Genomic DNA, 16,132 nt, shown 5'->3' with positions numbered 1-16,132 from the left:
ACGAGACAGCCTCAAGAGCCGGAAAGGCCATAACGGATATAGTGGCTGTCATGATAGTAATAGCTCCGATGGCCGTCATATCGAGCCATTGCCTTGGTATCCGTCTTGCTGAGAACTGCCCCAATCAGCGATTCATGAATGTTGGGTGCCGTGTGCAGTGCGTGCTGCACGACATCTATTTTGGTGCGGCCCCACTCAACGATTAGAATATAGCCGTCTATTAGAGATGAAGTGACTCGGACATCAACTAACGGGGTCAGGGGAGGAAGGTCGACGATGACGTAGTCATAGTCAGCTCGCAGGCGGTCGAACAGCTTGCTTATTGCGTCGGCGCACAGAATCTCGCTGGTGTGAAGCAGAGATCCCCGCCGCACGGCGGGTAGAAATGCAAGATTGGTCGTAGGATCCCGCCAAATAGTCTCCTCGAGGGAGCGGCTGCCGTTTGCAACTTCGATGATTCCGTTGACAGCCTTGGGCGCAAAGATAGCAGAAAGTGAGGGATTCCTGAGGTCGCAATCGACGATGATAGCTTTCTTGCCGGTGTGCCCGATCAATTGCGCGAGAGAGGCTGCAATCGTAGTCTTCCCCTCATTCGGCAGGGCCGAGGTAATGCCGATGACTTGAGAGGAGATTTTGGTCGGATTGTGGTCGATGGCTAGCTTGATGGAACGAATGGCCTCGGTATATCGAGATAGCGGCATTCCGACCACGGTCCGATGAATTGCCGTTGGAGACGGAACTATCCGTTGTTGAACGTCATCATCGGTTGGCTGGGAGCGAACTGGTAGCTTCGCGGATTTGCGGGCCGGCAACAAGGGGACCAAGGATAAGCAAGGCAATTCCAGCACAGTTTCCACTTGTGAAGAGGTACGAAAGACGCGGTCCATCAGGTCTCTGAGGAGCGCCAAGCCGATGCCCAGCGCGAGACCGCCGAGAATGCCGAGCGCCAGCACCAACGTTGTCTTTGGCTTGCTCTTGCTCGGCGGCGGCGATGCGGGGAAAAGTACCCGCGTTTCCGAGACGGGAAATGTCTCCTGCTGCGCGGAGCCCATGTAACGCTGCAGGAAGGTCTCGTATAAGCTACGCAAGCCCTTTGCCCGGCTTTCCAACTCCCTGATGGTCAGCTCGGCTGAATTGACTGAACGGGACTGCGAAACGGCCTTGGACAGTTGCTTTTCGATTTCTTGCTGCCGCTGTTTGGCGAATTCGAATTCGCTTCGGCTGACTTCGGCAAGTCTTTTGACTTCGTCGAAAATGGAGACGCGAAATTCCCGCACGCGGTTCCGGATATTGACGACTGCCAAGTGGTCGCGACCAACCCTGGCCGTCAACTCGGCCTCACGTCTCATGAGCTCTAGATACTGCTGACGCAGCCCGTTGATGATCTGACTGTTTGTCGAATCGGCTCCGATAGCATCCAGATTGTTCATCGAGGACGGCTTTGTCGGATCGGAGGCAAGGAGAGCTTCATAGCGAGCCAACCTGGCCGTGGCCTCAGAGGTCTGGGCGCGCGCGACAGCCAATCGATTGTTGATTTCTGTGATCTGCTGTTCGTCGATGGGCTTTCCGTCCAAAGAAACGATATTGTTCTGGGCCTTGTAGACGTCGACGGCACGTTGTGCAGCGAGGGCTTGGTCGCCGAGATCACGCAGCCTCTCCTGCAGCCAGCTTGTTGCCCTGCGATTGGCATCGAATTTCCCATTGAGCTGGTCCGCAACATAGGTGTTGGCTACGGCGTTGACGATCTCCGCGGCCCGGGGTGCGGTGCTCGACTTAAAGCTGATCTCGATGACGTTGCTGTACCCGACACGCCCTGCCGAAAGCCGATTGAGAAATGCGTCTACGATAGTGTCTAATGGTTCGCCATGTGTATCGGATGGCGCATCTTTCTTTGATCCAGTCGAGGCCCATGACCGAATTCGCTGCCAGAGCGACTGTAGAGACACCCCTGACCCATTGAAGTCCGGATCGTCCGCCAGATTTAACTGGTCGATGACAGCAACCGCAGTGGCCTTTGATCTCAGGAGTTGAAGCTGGGTTTCGATTTGACTGAGATCGAAGGCCGGCTCGGTGAGGAGCGATTGCTGCTGGACAAATTGGGGCTTTGGAGTAGCCAACAGGATCTGAACCTGCGCCGTATAGGTTGGAGACGCCAACCGGAGATAGAGCAGGCTGGCTGCAGTTACGAGCCCGGCAGTGACAAGGATCATGAGATATTGGCGTCGTAGAAGCCCGATGACGAAATTGATGACGTCGCTGATTCCTCCGCTGTCCGTTTGAACGGGTTGGGCCAGCCCGGTCACAGGCAGCCGTACGCTATCCGTGTGTCGAAGACTGTTCTGGAGCATCACGTACCTGTCCGACGGTGGGTCACGTTGGAGCCGCTCGCCCGCAGACCAAGGGGCGCGCAGGCGGTGGGGGATTATATGCATATAAAGATCTGCTTGCCAAATTAAATAAATCATATATTAATGCAGGTGAAATTGAAGATGACGGCGGATCTGCCATTTTCGGACCGGCGTTAGGAAAATAGAGGATATTCTAGCAGTTACGGTCTGGCCAGTATTTGCATCGAGAATAATGCGAGCGTTTCGAGACGGGTCGGCGGGCGGATAATTAAATTCCGTCGGATATTTATGGTCCGTCGCAACTAACCCCGATGGGGAAATTGCGGGCCGGCAGGAGGTGCCCAATGCTGGAACTGCGATCCTTGGCGATCCCCGATGTCAAAGTAATTCGAACAGATCGGTTTTGCGATGCCCGCGGCTACTTCTGTGAGACCTTTCAGCGATCGGCTTTTGCTGAAAAGGGAATCCTCCATGACTTCGTTCAGGATAATCAATCTAGCTCAGATCGGATCGGCACGGTGCGCGGCTTGCATTTCCAGCGGCCGCCTTACGCCCAGGCCAAGCTCATACGGGTGTTGAACGGGGCCATTCTCGATATTGCCGTTGATCTCCGGCGGTTATCGCCCAGCTTCGGCAGGCACATCGCCATCCAGTTGGATAGCGAAAGCAGCGAGCAGCTGTTCATTCCGAAGGGATTCGCGCATGGGTTCTGCACCCTGCAGCCCAAGACCGTCGTCTTGTACAAGGTCGACCAAGTCTACGCCCCGAGCCATGACGGCGGCGTCTATTGGGCTGATCCCGCATTAGCGATCAAGTGGCCCGTCACACCGTCAGAGGCTCAGATATCGCCAAAGGACCAGACCCTTCCTGCTCTCAACCAGCTTGCTTGCGTTTTCGAATAGTGGAGATGAGTGGAATGCGTATCCTGGTGACCGGCGGAGCGGGCTTTATCGGTTCTGCTGTGTGTCGCGGTTTGGTGCTGCAGACCAGTGCCGCGGTGGTCAACATCGACAAGTTGACATACGCAGCCGACTTGACCTCGCTGGCGAGCATCGAGGGGCTGGGGTCTTATGCATTCCTGCAGTCCGACATCTGCGATCGAGAGGCTATGGATCTCGCGTTCGCCGACTACGAGCCGGATGCGATGATACACCTGGCCGCCGAAAGCCACGTCGACCGTTCGATCACCGGACCCGAGGCCTTCGTCAGCACCAATATAGTTGGTACCTACACGCTGTTGGAGGCGGCCAGGACCTACTACGAACGTCTGCCGCTTCCGCGGCGGAAGCAGTTCCGCTTCATCCACGTATCGACAGACGAAGTCTACGGGTCATTGGGGCCGGAAGACTTGTTTCGCGAGGACACGCCCTACAGGCCGAGTTCGCCGTATTCGGCGAGCAAGGCGGCCTCCGACCACCTCGCACTCGCGTGGTTTCGAACCTACGGTCTGCCGGTCATCGTATCGAATTGTTCGAACAATTACGGGCCGTACCAGTTCCCGGAAAAGCTCATCCCGCTGACGATCCTCAATGCGCTCGACCGGAAGCCGCTACCGGTCTACGGCGACGGCAGAAATATTCGCGACTGGCTTCATGTCGATGATCACGCCGCTGGCTTGATAAGACTTCTGTACGAAGGAAGACCGGGCGAGAAGTACAATTTCGGCGGAGATGGCCAGCGATCCAACCTGGAGGTGGTCACCCGGATCTGTGACATGGTGGATCGGTTATCCCCGGGCGCGGGAGCGAGGCGATCTCTCATTACGTTCGTGCCGGATCGTCCGGGACATGATGCGCGCTATGCAATCGACGCGTCGAAGGCGCATCGCGAACTTGGCTGGGAACCGACGAGAACGTTCGAACAGGGCTTGGCCGAAACCGTCGGATGGTATCTCAACAATCGTGCATGGTGGCAGCGTGCTCGCTGCGGTGTCTATGACGGCTCGCGTCTGGGTTTGCTCGCTGCTCAACATTGAGGTGAAGATGACAGATCGACCCATCCTCATTGCCGGGCGGAACGGTCAGATGGCAAAGTGTCTTCGTGATCTCGCTGCAATGCGCGGTCTGCCTGCGGTGGCTCTCGGGCACCGAGAACTCGATCTGGAGAACCGCGAAGGGATCGACAAGCTCATCGCGTCGATCGCGCCGTCTGCAATCATCAATACGGCCGCATATACGGCGGTCGATCGGGCCGAATCTGAAGCGGCGAAAGTGTTCAGCATCAACCGCGATGGTGCGGCAACGCTGGCAAATGTCGCTTGGCAGATGAATATTCCGTTCATCCATCTCTCGACCGACTATGTGTTCGACGGCGCAAAACCGGATGCGTACGACGAAAGCGACATTCCCGCGCCGTTAAATGTTTACGGCGCGTCGAAGCTTGCCGGCGAAGCTGCTGTATTGGCCGCGCATCCGCTCGCGACCGTGATCAGATGCTCGTGGCTTTACAGTCCCTATGGCAGCAACTTCGTTCGAACGATGTTGCGGTTATGCGAAACGCAGCCCATCGTAAGGGTTGTCCGGGACCAACACGGAAATCCGACCTACGCATACGACCTCGCGGAGGCTGTCCTTCAGATCGCAGAACGGTCAGTAACGGTCGATCGAAGGGCCGCGGCCGGCATCTTTCATCTCGCCGGTCAAGGCGAAACGAGCTGGCACGACTTTGCGCAGGCAATCTTCGATGAGCTTTCCCGTCGTGGAGCGCGGATTCCGCCGCTCGAGGCGATCACGACTGAAGAGTTTCCGACCGCTGCGCGTCGACCTCGAAACTCGCGCCTGGATTCATCCAAAGCCGAACGCGTGTTCGGAATTCGACTGGCGTCCTGGCGCCATTCACTTGAAGCCTGTCTTGACCAGCTGGTCGGAGAAGGAGAAGCCGATGCTGAAGGGAATCGTGCTGGCTGGCGGCAGCGGAACGCGCCTCTATCCGATCACGCGCGTGGTCAGCAAGCAGTTGCTCCCGATTTATGACAAGCCGATGATCTATTATCCCTTGTCCACGCTGATGTTGGCAGGGATCCGCGAAATTCTGATTATTACCACGCCGTCAGACCGGTGTCAGTTCGAGCGGTTGCTGGGGGATGGGAGCCAGTGGGGCATTCGGCTCAGCTACGCGGAACAGACCCGCCCCGCCGGTCTCGCGGACGCCTTCATTGTTGGTGCCGATTTCATCGACAGCGATCGTGTGGCGATGGTGCTTGGAGACAATATCTTCTTCGGCGATGGCCTGAGCGAACTGCTTGCCAGGGCGGCAGGACGTGAGGAAGGCGCCACGGTCTTCGCGTATCATGTGCGCGATCCGGAACGATATGGCGTCGTCGCGTTTGACGAGGCGGATCGTCCGATACGGATCGAGGAGAAGCCGAGCAAGCCAGCGTCGAACTGGGCAATTACGGGACTGTATTTTTTCGACAATCGCGTTGTCCGCTACGCCCGTCGCGTTGAACCGTCGCCGCGCGGCGAGCTTGAGATCACCGACCTTCAGATGCGCTACCTTTCGGCCGGCACGCTCCATGTCGAACGCATGGGGCGGGGGTTTGCCTGGCTGGATACGGGCACGGTCGAATCTCTCATCGATGCCGGGACGTTCGTGCAGACCCTGGAAAAGCGGCAGGGAATGAAGATCGCCTGTCTTGAGGAGGTCGCCTTCAGACTCGGCTTCATCAATCGTGATCAACTTCTCGCGCTGGCCGAGTCGCTGCAGAAGAGCGGGTATGGCAGGTATCTCAAGGAAGTCTTTTAGTTTCGCCGTTAAATTAAATGTTGAAACAAATGGATTGAAATTGCGGTTTATTTAATTATTAATAGAATCGCATTCTGTTATGCTGATTTCGAGGCTGGCCATGCTGAACCAAAAGGCGAGCGCCCTTGATCGAGGAACCGAGCCCCTCTTGCCGGAAGAAGCCGATTCCGGCTGGTCAGATGTCATCGCGCGAGGCGCATGGTTGTGGCCAACGGCCGGCGCCTGGGCACCGCCAGTATTGAATCAGTTTGGGATCTCGCCGAATGCGGACCAGCCGGCCGGCGGGCCGAATCTCCCGTCCAGGGCGATTGCGGGTATTGACGCCGCTCAGGCAACTGCATTGCTGTCGCGTGGCGGCTTCGGCAGGACGCTGGGCCGTGGTATCCCGCCATTCCAGTCGAGGTTGGCCGCTCTGCTCTCGAGTTCAGCAAGCCTGTTGGCTCGCCCCAACGCAGGGGGGCCGGCGTTCTCACCCATGCTGCCTGACCGTGAGCTGGCGCAGGCATCATCGATATCGAGCGCCGGTACCACTCATTGGATCAATTCGAGCGGCGGCTACGGTCGACCCGCGTTAGAGGGGCCTTGGACCCCGCTGCACGCGGAGCCAGTCATCGGGTCAGAGCACCTGCCCAATGCGGCTGCGGGAATGGCAGGCTGGCCGGGCTCTGACTCGACATTGGTGGATCTGTTGTCCACGTCGACGGGGTTAAATAGGCAGGTCTCGTTCCTCGAGGCTGCACTACCGTTCGGCGTACATGGCGGATCTGCCGTCAATTCCCTGTCGACAGGTTCGCTGTCCCTAACGACGGATAGCGCGGACTACGCGCCAGGCGGTACGGCAACGTTTAGCGCAGCCGGCATCGGGTCGGGGGCGTCAGTCACCTTCAATATTGCCGACCTATTGAGCGCGCCCGGCGCTAACGGCATTGCCGATGTCTATATGCCCTTCACGATCAAAGACGGCGGCATCGGCGACATGGATGGGCTGGCCAATGGGACAGTCGTCGCGCAATGGCAGGTGCCCGCTGATGGTCGAGCGACCGGAGCTACATTGCAACTCACCGCGACCTCCGGCGCCCAAACGGGGACAGCGACCTTCAGCGACGCGGGCAACAAAATTGTCACTGAGAATCAACTGCCGGGTACGCCGAAGAGCACATGGGCGATCCACGGCTCGATCGCGAACGCGGGCGACTCGCAGATTGAAGGCTTCGCGACCCAGATCAGCACCAATGCTGGACAGACAGTGTCGTTCAAGATTGACACCGTCTCGTCGGTGACGGGCTACACGCTCGATATCTACCGGCTTGGCTACTATGGTGGCAACGGCGCGCGACTGATCAGCAGTATGCATCACACAGGAACGGACAATCAGCCAAACCCGATCTTCAATTCTGCGACCAATACTGTAGATGCCGGCAACTGGTCCGTGACAGATTCATGGACGATCCCGAGCACAGCCGTGTCGGGCGTCTACTTCGCGAAGCTGACGTCAGATACCGGGAACTTCCAGAACATGATTCCGTTCATCGTTCGGAACGACAGCACGACTTCGGACATTCTGTTCCAGACCAGCGATACGACTTGGGAGGCGTATAACCCCTGGGGCGGATACAACCTGTATCAGGGCCCTAGCGGTACGACCAGCGATCGCGCCTATGAAGTGAGCTACAACCGTCCGATCGCCATGAACGTCAATTCCAACGAGGCTCAGCCCACGGACTTCCTATTTGGCGAGGAATACGCAGCGATCTATTGGTTGGAGCAGAACGGGTACAATCTCAACTACATCTCCGGTATCGACGCTTCGACCAATGCTGGACTGCTGCTGAACACGAAGGCCTACATCGATGTTGGCCACGATGAATACTGGTCACAATCGCAAGTCGCCAACGTCAAGGCGGCGGCCGATGCGGGTGTCAATCTCGCTTTCCTGAGTGGCAATCAAATCTATTGGGATACCGAGCTTGCACCGAGTTTCGACGCCAGCCATACGGCTAACCGGAACATCATCGAATACAAGGACATCTGGAGCGGCACCCAACTTGATCCGAATGGCACCGCGAACGGTGGAGCTGGTCTGTTTCGCGATCCCGTTTACGGACCCGGAACTCCGGAGAATTCGCTATCCGGCTCGATCTTCACGGTCGACGACAGTGGTACGCTCAGCAATATCACCATTCCCGCCAGCATGTCGCAGCTGCGCTTCTGGAGAAATACCAGCATTGCCAGCGGTAACGGAGGAACGCTGACCAACCTGCTTGGCTACGAATGGGACAGCGACCTCGATAACGGCTTCCGGCCGGGCGGGTTGATCGACATGTCCTCGACGACGATGAATGTCAACACGCTGCTGCTGGACAACGGGTTGACAACCGGTCCCGGGACGGCGACGCACAGCCTCACCCTCTACCGTGATCCGACCAGTGGCGCCTTGGTTTTCGGCGCCGGCACTGTCATGTGGTCGTGGGGATTAGACAACCAGTATGTTCCATTCCATGGCATCACTGCACCAGTCAGCACCGCCGTGCAGCAATCAATGGTCAACCTGTTCGCCGACATGGGCGTAACGCCGCAGACGCTGCAGGCGAGCCTGGTGCTCGCCCAGGCCTCCGCCGACCACACCGCGCCAACCTCCGCCATCACCTCGCCTACTGCTGGGACAAACGTCAGCCTGGCCCAGACTGTCACAATTACTGGCACCGCTTCGGACGCTGGTGGACGCGTCGCGGGCATCGAAGTCTCAACCGATGGCGGCACGACGTGGCACCCTGCGAGCGGAACGACGAGCTGGAGCTACACATGGACCGCTTCAGGCACCGGTACGCATCTCATCGAGGCGCGCGCGACCGATGATAGCGCCAATCTGCAGACGAGCCCCACCACAGTCAGCATCAACGTTACAGGAGGCGGGAGTGGCGGCGGAAGCTTCTTCACTACCTCCAACGTACCCGCCCAAACCAATTTGAATGATGGCAAGGCGCTTGAGGTGGGTGTGAAGTTTACCTCCTCTGCGGCGGGTCAAATCACCGCTCTGAAATTCTATCGCAGTCCGGGCGACACCGGCTCCGACGTCCTCGACCTCTGGACCTCGACCGGTACCAAGCTCGCCAGTGCGACGTTCACCAATACCACGGCAAGCGGCTGGCAGACAGTCAGTCTGGCCACGCCCGTCACGATCAGCGCCAATACCACCTATATCGCCTCGTATCACACCAATGGTGCTTACGTCGCCACGAACAATTTCTTCGCCAACGCTTTCCCGAGCGGTACGTTGACAGCACCTTCGTCCACCTCTTCCGGCGGCAACGGAGTCTATTCCTATGGTGGCACCAGCACCGCAGGGATCTTTCCGGCCAGCTCATTCGCTTCCTCAAACTACTGGGCCGACGTGGTGTTTGTTGCCAGCAATAGCAACAACACGCCGCCGACAGCTGTCGCTGACGCGGCCAATGCCACCGAGAAGGGCGGCGCCGGCAACAGCACAGGGGGGGCGCCTGCCACTGGCAACGTGCTGACCAATGACACCGATCCCGATGCCGGCGATACCAAGACCGTCACCGCAGTCAGCTTCGGTTCGACGTCGGGGACCGTTGGTTCAACGCTATCCGGCGCGCACGGCAGCCTTCTGCTCAACGCCTCAGGCGCCTTCACTTACACGGTCACTGAAACAGATCCGGCTGTACAGGCCTTGCGGCTTGCGACCAACACGCTGACTGATGCCTTCAATTACACGATGCGCGACGCCGCCGGCGCGACCTCGTCCACGACCCTCACGATCACCGTTCACGGCGCCAATGACGCGCCGGTGCTGGCGGTCCAGACCGGCAACCAGACGGCAACAGTTGGTTCGGCCTTCTCGCTGACGCTGCCTGCTGGCACCTTCACTGACGTCGATTCCAGCGATTCGCTCGCCTACACGGCGACCGCCGCCGACGGCTCGCCACTGCCTGGCTGGCTGAGTTTCAACGCAACGAACCGGACCTTCAGCGGCACGCCGGCGTCTGGCGATGTCGGCACGCTCAGCGTCAAGGCAACCGCAACCGATCTCGGCAGCCTCGCCGCCAGCGAGACGTTCAATATAGCCGTGACGACGACGCCGAACGCGCCGCCGACAGCGGTCGCCGATACTGGCGACGCGACGGAGAAAGGCGGCCTCGCCAACGGCACCGGCGGCTCGCCCGCTACGGGAAACGTACTGACCAATGACACTGACCCAGATTCCGGTGACACCAAGACGGTGACTGCGGTCAGCTTCGGCTCGACCTTCGGCACGTTGGGCTCAGCTCTGAATGGAGCGCATGGCAGCCTCGTGCTCAATGCCACGGGAGCCTTCACTTATACCGTCAACGAAACCGATTCCGCCGTGCAGGCCCTGCGGCTTGCGACCAACACGCTGACTGATGCCTTCAATTACACGATGCGCGACGCCGCCGGCGCGACCTCGTCCACGACACTCACGATCACCGTTCACGGCGCCAACGACGCGCCGGTGCTGGCGGCCCAGACCGGCAACCAGACGGCAACGGTTGGTTCGGCCTTCTCGCTGACGCTGCCCGCCGGCACCTTCACTGACGTTGATTCCGGCGATTCGCTCGCCTACACGGCAACCGCCGCCGATGGCTCGCCACTGCCTGGCTGGCTGAGTTTCAACGCCACCACCCGGACCTTCAGCGGTACACCGGCGTCTGGCGATGTCGGCACGGTCAGCGTAAAGGCAACCGCAACCGATCTCGGCAGTCTCGCCGCCAGCGAAACGTTCAATGTTGCGGTGAGCACCGCGCCCTCGACGGTCAGCTTGTTCTCGAGTTCCGACACGCCATCAGTGCTATCAACGTCCGACACATCGCAAGTCAATCTTGGCGTACGGTTTACGTCCTCGGCGGCCGGAACCATCTCCGCAATCAAGTACTACAAGAGTGCGAATGACACCGGTACTCACGCCGGCTCGCTGTGGAGTAGCACAGGCACGCTCCTGGCGACCGCAACCTTCTCCAACGAGACCAGCAGCGGTTGGCAAACCGTGACGTTCAGCAGCCCAGTATCGATCGCGGCCGGCACCACCTATGTCGCGAGCTTCCACAGCAACGGCCATTATGCCGATACGCCTAACTACTTCGCCACTGCCCACGCGAACGGCCCGCTCACGGCTGCCGCAAGCAACAATGGTGTCTACAGCTATGGAACAGGAAATCTGTTTCCGACTAGCACATTCAGTGCCACCAATTACTGGGTCGACGTCGTGTTCAACAATTCCACCGGCGGCACGAACCAGCCCCCGATCGCCAATAACGACAGTGGTTTCAATGCGACCGAAAACGTACCTCTCAGTATCTCCGGTTCGACGCTTCTAGCAAACGATACCGATCCGAATGGGGATGCTCTAACGATCACGGGTGTCAGTGGGGCCGTCAACGGTACAGTCGGTTTCAGTTCTCAAAACAACACGGTGACGTTCACGCCAGTCAACGGATACACCGGACCGGCTTCGTTCAACTACGTCATCGCGGATGGCCGGGGCGGCACGGCAAGCGCGAGGGCGGATGTCACCGTCCATGCGCCGTCCGCGAGCACTGTGAGTCTGTTCAGCGCGAATCCAACGCCAAGCGTGGTTACAGTGAATGATCCAAATTCTGTCGAACTGGGCATGAAGTTTCAGGCGTCCACCTCGGGCGACATCGTCGGTCTACGCTTCTACAAGGGACTATCCAACACGGGGACGCACGTCGCCGATCTCTGGAGCAGCACAGGCAGCTTGTTAGCCACCGCGACCTTTTCCAACGAGACGGCGAGCGGCTGGCAGCAGGTCAACTTCGCGACGCCCGTCACTATCACGGCGGGAACGACCTATATCGCCTCCTACCACACTGCCGGCAACTACTCGGACGATCCAAACCTGTTTGCCAGTTCGGTAACCAACGGACCCTTAACCGCCCCGTCATCCGCGTCCAGCGGGGGGAACGGCGTCTATGCGTACGGATCCGGAAGCCTCTTCCCGACCAACACCTTCAACGCGACCAGCTACGCGGTTGACGTCCTCTTCAGGCCGCAGCTCGCAGCATAGGGAGAATCGGAATGTATGCGGAGCTCTATACCGACGGGATTGACGAGGTCACAATTGGCGGGGCGATCGTGCGGGTGGACTTGGTCAGTCTCTCGCCCACGGAACGTGACGCCAACAATGCGCCAAAGAAGGTGTTTCGCCAGAGATTAATCTTTTCGGCGGAATCCTTCGCGAACTCTGTCGAGGTGATGCAAAACGCACTTCAGGGTCTGGTGGACGCCGGCGTCGTCCAGCGCAATCGGCCAAGGCCGCCGACTACACCGCCACAGGCAACCGCACCACTTGAATCTTCGTCATCGGCTTCGGACAGCTCCAGATCTCCAAATGTCTCAACCAACTTCCGTTGAAATCGCGAGGTGTGAACCGGCACCGCCACTGTCTGAGGACGAGTCGCGTTGGGCTACTCGGACCGCGCTCGAATGCCTTTCAAGGGTCGCGGCCCATCACGGTATCGATCTGCCGTCGGACCGTTTGCGTCATGCCTATGCCGTCGACGATGCCGGTATCTCGACCGATCTCTTGTTACGCATGGCGCATGAGGCCGGCCTTCGAGCCCGGGCGACGCAGCTCGATTGGAAGGCGCTATGTCGGCTCGGCGAAGCCTATCCGGCTCTTGTTCAGCTCTCGAACCAGAACTGGGTGCTTGTGGTCGGCGCCGAGCCGGAGCGCGATGCCGTAACCATCTTTGATCCCTTGGCTGAGCGGAGGGACGAGCCGCTGCTTGTCGATGCTGAACGGTTTTGTGCCCGCTGGCTCGGAAAGGTTGTCCTGTTCAAGCGCGAGAGTCGTTCAACACAGGGCCAGAGGGCCTTTGGACTGCGCTGGTTCGTACCCGAAATGCTCCGGGAATGGCGCTTGTTCTCTGACGTCGCGATCGCCGCCGTCTTCCTGTATGCGCTCGGCCTCGCGCTTCCAATCTTCTTTCAACTCGTGATCGACAAGGTTCTTGTGCACGAGAGTCTCACGACGCTCTACGTACTCTCGGCTGGCGCGATTATCGCGCTCTCATTCGATGCCATATTCAGCTTCTTGCGTCGTTACCTGCTGCTTTATGCCACGAACAAGATCGACATCCGGGTTGCGACCAAAACGTTCCGGCATCTTTTAGGGCTTCCCGTAACCTTTTTCGAGCATATCTCGGCCGGTGTGCTGGTGAAGCACATGCAGCAGGCCGGGCGGATTCGCGAGTTTCTGACCGGTCGGCTGTTCCTGACCGCCTTGGACGCGCTTTCGCTGTTCGTCTTCCTGCCTGTCCTCGCGCTCTACAGCGTTAAGCTGACATGCGTCGTCCTGGCCTTTACCGCCATCAGCGGCAGCGTGATTGTGATTTTGATGGGACCGTTCCGACGACGGCTCTACCAGCTCTACCAAGCCGAAGCCGGCCGCCAGGCTCTTCTGGTCGAGACGGTGCACGGAATGCGCACGGTGAAGTCTTTGGCCATGGAGCCCAACCAGAACAGGGCATGGGACGATCGCTGCGCGCAATCGGTATCGATGCGTTTCGGGGTTGAAAAGATCTCGGCGGGCGCCCAGGCACTGACCGGTTTTCTCGAGAAGATGATGACGCTCGGTATCGTGGCCCTGGGCGCGCTGGACGTCTTCGGTGGCGAGATGACGATCGGCGCACTGGTCGCCTTCAACATGCTGGCGGGACGCGTCTCGGGGCCGCTGGTTCAGATGGTGACCATGGTTCACGAGTATCAGGAGGTCGCGCTGGCGGTTAAGATGCTGGGCGAGGTCATGAATAAGCAGCCGGAACGGGACGGTCATCGCGACGGGCTGCGTCCCGATTTGGTCGGCCAGATCGAGTTTGAAAACGTGACCTTCCGCTATGGCGAGGGAGCGCCGGCGCTGGACGACGTCTCGTTTACAATCGCTCCCGGTTCGGTCTTTGGGATTGTCGGTCGGAGCGGCTCAGGCAAGACGACGCTGACGCGACTGATCGCGGGAATGTATCCGGTGCAGCAGGGATTACTACGGATCGACGGCCATGATTCGCGCGAGATTGATCTTACCCACCTGCGGCAGAATCTCGGGGTCGTGCTCCAGGACAATTTCCTGTTCCGGGGCACCGTGCGCGAAAACATCGCTTGCGTGAAGCGTGACGCGACGTTCGACGAAGTTGTCAGGGCGGCCCAGCTCGCCGGCGCCGACGAGTTCATAGAGCGGCTGCCGAGGGGATTCGATACCATGCTCGAGGAGCAGGCATCGAACCTGTCGGGCGGGCAAAAGCAGCGGCTTGCGATCGCCCGCGCATTGATCGTCAACCCGCGCATTCTGATCCTCGATGAAGCGACCAGCGCGCTGGACTCCGAGAGCGAAGCGATCATCCGGCGCAATCTGCGGCGTATCGCCGAAGGACGGACCGTCATCATTGTATCGCATCGGCTTTCGATGCTGTCGGATGCGAGCCAGATTCTGGTCATCGACCGTGGACGAATCGTCGATGTGGATCGTCACGACGGGCTGCTGTCGAAGTGTACCATCTACAGGCATCTCTGGAATCAGCAGACGAGGCAGGTCGCATGACCGGTGCCGAGAAAAGCAGGGCGGAGGGGAGCTCCGGCAGATCGGGGCCTTCGACCGTTTCGCGGAAGCGGCGAGGGCTGTCGAGGCCCGCGTCGACGGCGTCTCGCGTAGTTGCGGAATTTCAGTCCGACGCCGCCGAGATCGAGCAGGGAACGCCACCGCGCGGAGGACGGATCACGCTCTATTGTGTCGTCGCCTTGATCGCGACCGCGATCGCGTTCGCGTGCGTGTCGCGTGTCGACATGATTGTGACGGCACAGGGCAAACTGATCACCACACGTCCCAACCTGGTCGTCCAGCCGCTGGAAACATCGGTCATTCGGGACATTCGCGTTAAGGCCGGCGATCCGGTTAATCGCGGCGATGTCCTTGCGATCCTCGATCCCACATTTTCTCAGGCCGACCTTGATCAACTGCGCAGCCGCCTGGCGGGTTTCGACGCCTCCATCGACCGGGTCCGGGCGGAATTGGACGGCGTTGAGTACGTCCTCGAGGAGTCCGCGAATGCCGATCAGGCGCTGCAACGAAAGGTATTTCTCCAGAGAAGGACGGCTTACGATCTTCAGATCCAGAACTACGACGCGCAGATTGCGTCCGCTCAGGCCAATCTGAAGACGGCCCAGGATGAGGAATTCGTTCTGACCCAGCGGCTGGAGACCATGCAGTCCATTGAGGCCATGCGAAATGTGTTGATGGCGAAGGAGGTCGGTTCAAGGCTGAACTTCCTGCTGTCCCGGGACGCGCGGCTGGAGGTTGAAAGCAATCTGGCGCGTGTTCGTGGCGCCATTGTCGACAACATGCATCGTTTGGACAAGGCCCGTGCAGACCAAAAGGTCTTCGCTGCAGAGTTTCGCCGTACTGCCTATCAGGAGCTCGTGGAGACGTTGCCCAAGCGTAACGGCGCCGCGGAGGAGCTCAAGAAGACGGAGCTTCGCCGGCAATTGATCGTGCTGCACGCACCGGCTGATGCGGTGGTACTTGAAATTGCCAATCGGACGGTGGGTTCGGTAATTCGCGAGGCCGAGACATTTTTTGTATTGGTCCCTCGCGACGAGACGCTCCGGGCGGAGGTCAACGTCGAAGGCAGGGATATCGGACAGCTGACGGTCGGGCAGGCCGTACGAATCAAGTTTGAAGCATTTCCGTTCCAGAAGTACGGCACGGCAACTGGTGAGATTGGGGTCATCAGCCAGGACTCATTCTCGCCAGACGCGAAGGCCGAAGGTGCGCGCCGCCCGTCAGCTCCCTTTTATCGCGTACTGATCGATTTGCGCGACATGCATCTTCGGCTGCCGCCGGAACGCGTTCAGTTCATGCCAGGTATGGCGCTCACCGCCGAAATAAAGCTCGGAAAGCGGACGGTGATTTCCTATTTCCTCTATCCCTTGCTTCGCGGATTGGATGAAAGCATCCGGGAATACTGACCTGATTGACTATGGTGTAGTGC

The 16,132-nt window shown here is 59.1% G+C and carries 9 protein-coding genes; 8 read left to right on the top strand and 1 reads right to left on the bottom strand.

Annotated elements, in window-relative coordinates:
• Nucleotides 1-11 precede the first annotated feature (11 nt).
• Nucleotides 12-2,348 (bottom strand): AAA family ATPase, encoded by a 2,337-nt coding sequence (locus ABIB91_RS33860; RefSeq protein WP_354171053.1) that lies wholly within the window; start codon nucleotides 2,346-2,348, stop codon nucleotides 12-14.
• A gap of 344 nt (nucleotides 2,349-2,692) precedes the next feature.
• Between ABIB91_RS33860 and rfbC the strand changes: the two genes are divergently transcribed.
• From rfbC to ABIB91_RS33820, 8 genes are all read left to right on the top strand, one after another.
• Nucleotides 2,693-3,250, top strand: a complete 558-nt coding sequence (gene rfbC / locus ABIB91_RS33855; RefSeq protein WP_354170994.1) for a dTDP-4-dehydrorhamnose 3,5-epimerase — start codon at nucleotides 2,693-2,695, stop codon at nucleotides 3,248-3,250.
• A gap of 14 nt (nucleotides 3,251-3,264) precedes the next feature.
• Nucleotides 3,265-4,323, top strand: a complete 1,059-nt coding sequence (gene rfbB, locus ABIB91_RS33850; protein ID WP_354170992.1) for a dTDP-glucose 4,6-dehydratase — start codon at nucleotides 3,265-3,267, stop codon at nucleotides 4,321-4,323.
• A gap of 7 nt (nucleotides 4,324-4,330) precedes the next feature.
• Nucleotides 4,331-5,320, top strand: coding sequence for a dTDP-4-dehydrorhamnose reductase (gene rfbD / locus ABIB91_RS33845; RefSeq protein ID WP_354170990.1), 990 nt, complete (start codon nucleotides 4,331-4,333; stop codon nucleotides 5,318-5,320).
• Nucleotides 5,229-6,092, top strand: a complete 864-nt coding sequence (rfbA, locus tag ABIB91_RS33840; protein WP_354170988.1) for a glucose-1-phosphate thymidylyltransferase RfbA — start codon at nucleotides 5,229-5,231, stop codon at nucleotides 6,090-6,092. The genes rfbD and rfbA overlap by 92 nt, the downstream gene beginning before the upstream one ends.
• A 100-nt stretch (nucleotides 6,093-6,192) precedes the next feature.
• On the top strand, nucleotides 6,193-12,156 hold the full coding sequence (locus ABIB91_RS33835; RefSeq protein WP_354170986.1) for a DUF4082 domain-containing protein: 5,964 nt from the start codon (nucleotides 6,193-6,195) through the stop codon (nucleotides 12,154-12,156).
• 11 nt (nucleotides 12,157-12,167) lie between these two features.
• Complete coding sequence (locus ABIB91_RS33830; protein ID WP_354170984.1) at nucleotides 12,168-12,503, top strand: hypothetical protein; 336 nt, start codon at nucleotides 12,168-12,170, stop codon at nucleotides 12,501-12,503.
• Nucleotides 12,481-14,685 carry a peptidase domain-containing ABC transporter gene (locus ABIB91_RS33825; protein ID WP_502917051.1) on the top strand — a complete coding sequence of 735 codons (2,205 nt, stop codon included), beginning with the start codon at nucleotides 12,481-12,483 and terminating at the stop codon, nucleotides 14,683-14,685. The genes ABIB91_RS33830 and ABIB91_RS33825 overlap by 23 nt, the downstream gene beginning before the upstream one ends.
• Entirely contained in the window at nucleotides 14,682-16,109 is a 1,428-nt protein-coding gene (locus tag ABIB91_RS33820; RefSeq protein WP_354170982.1) for an HlyD family type I secretion periplasmic adaptor subunit, read from the top strand. Before ABIB91_RS33825 ends, ABIB91_RS33820 begins: the two co-directional genes overlap by 4 nt.
• Nucleotides 16,110-16,132 lie beyond the last annotated feature (23 nt).

This window comes from Bradyrhizobium sp. JR4.3 (assembly GCF_040547695.1).
Classification (GTDB): Bacteria; Pseudomonadota; Alphaproteobacteria; order Rhizobiales; family Xanthobacteraceae; genus Bradyrhizobium; species Bradyrhizobium canariense.
This window is presented reverse-complemented; position numbering and strand designations above follow the sequence as displayed.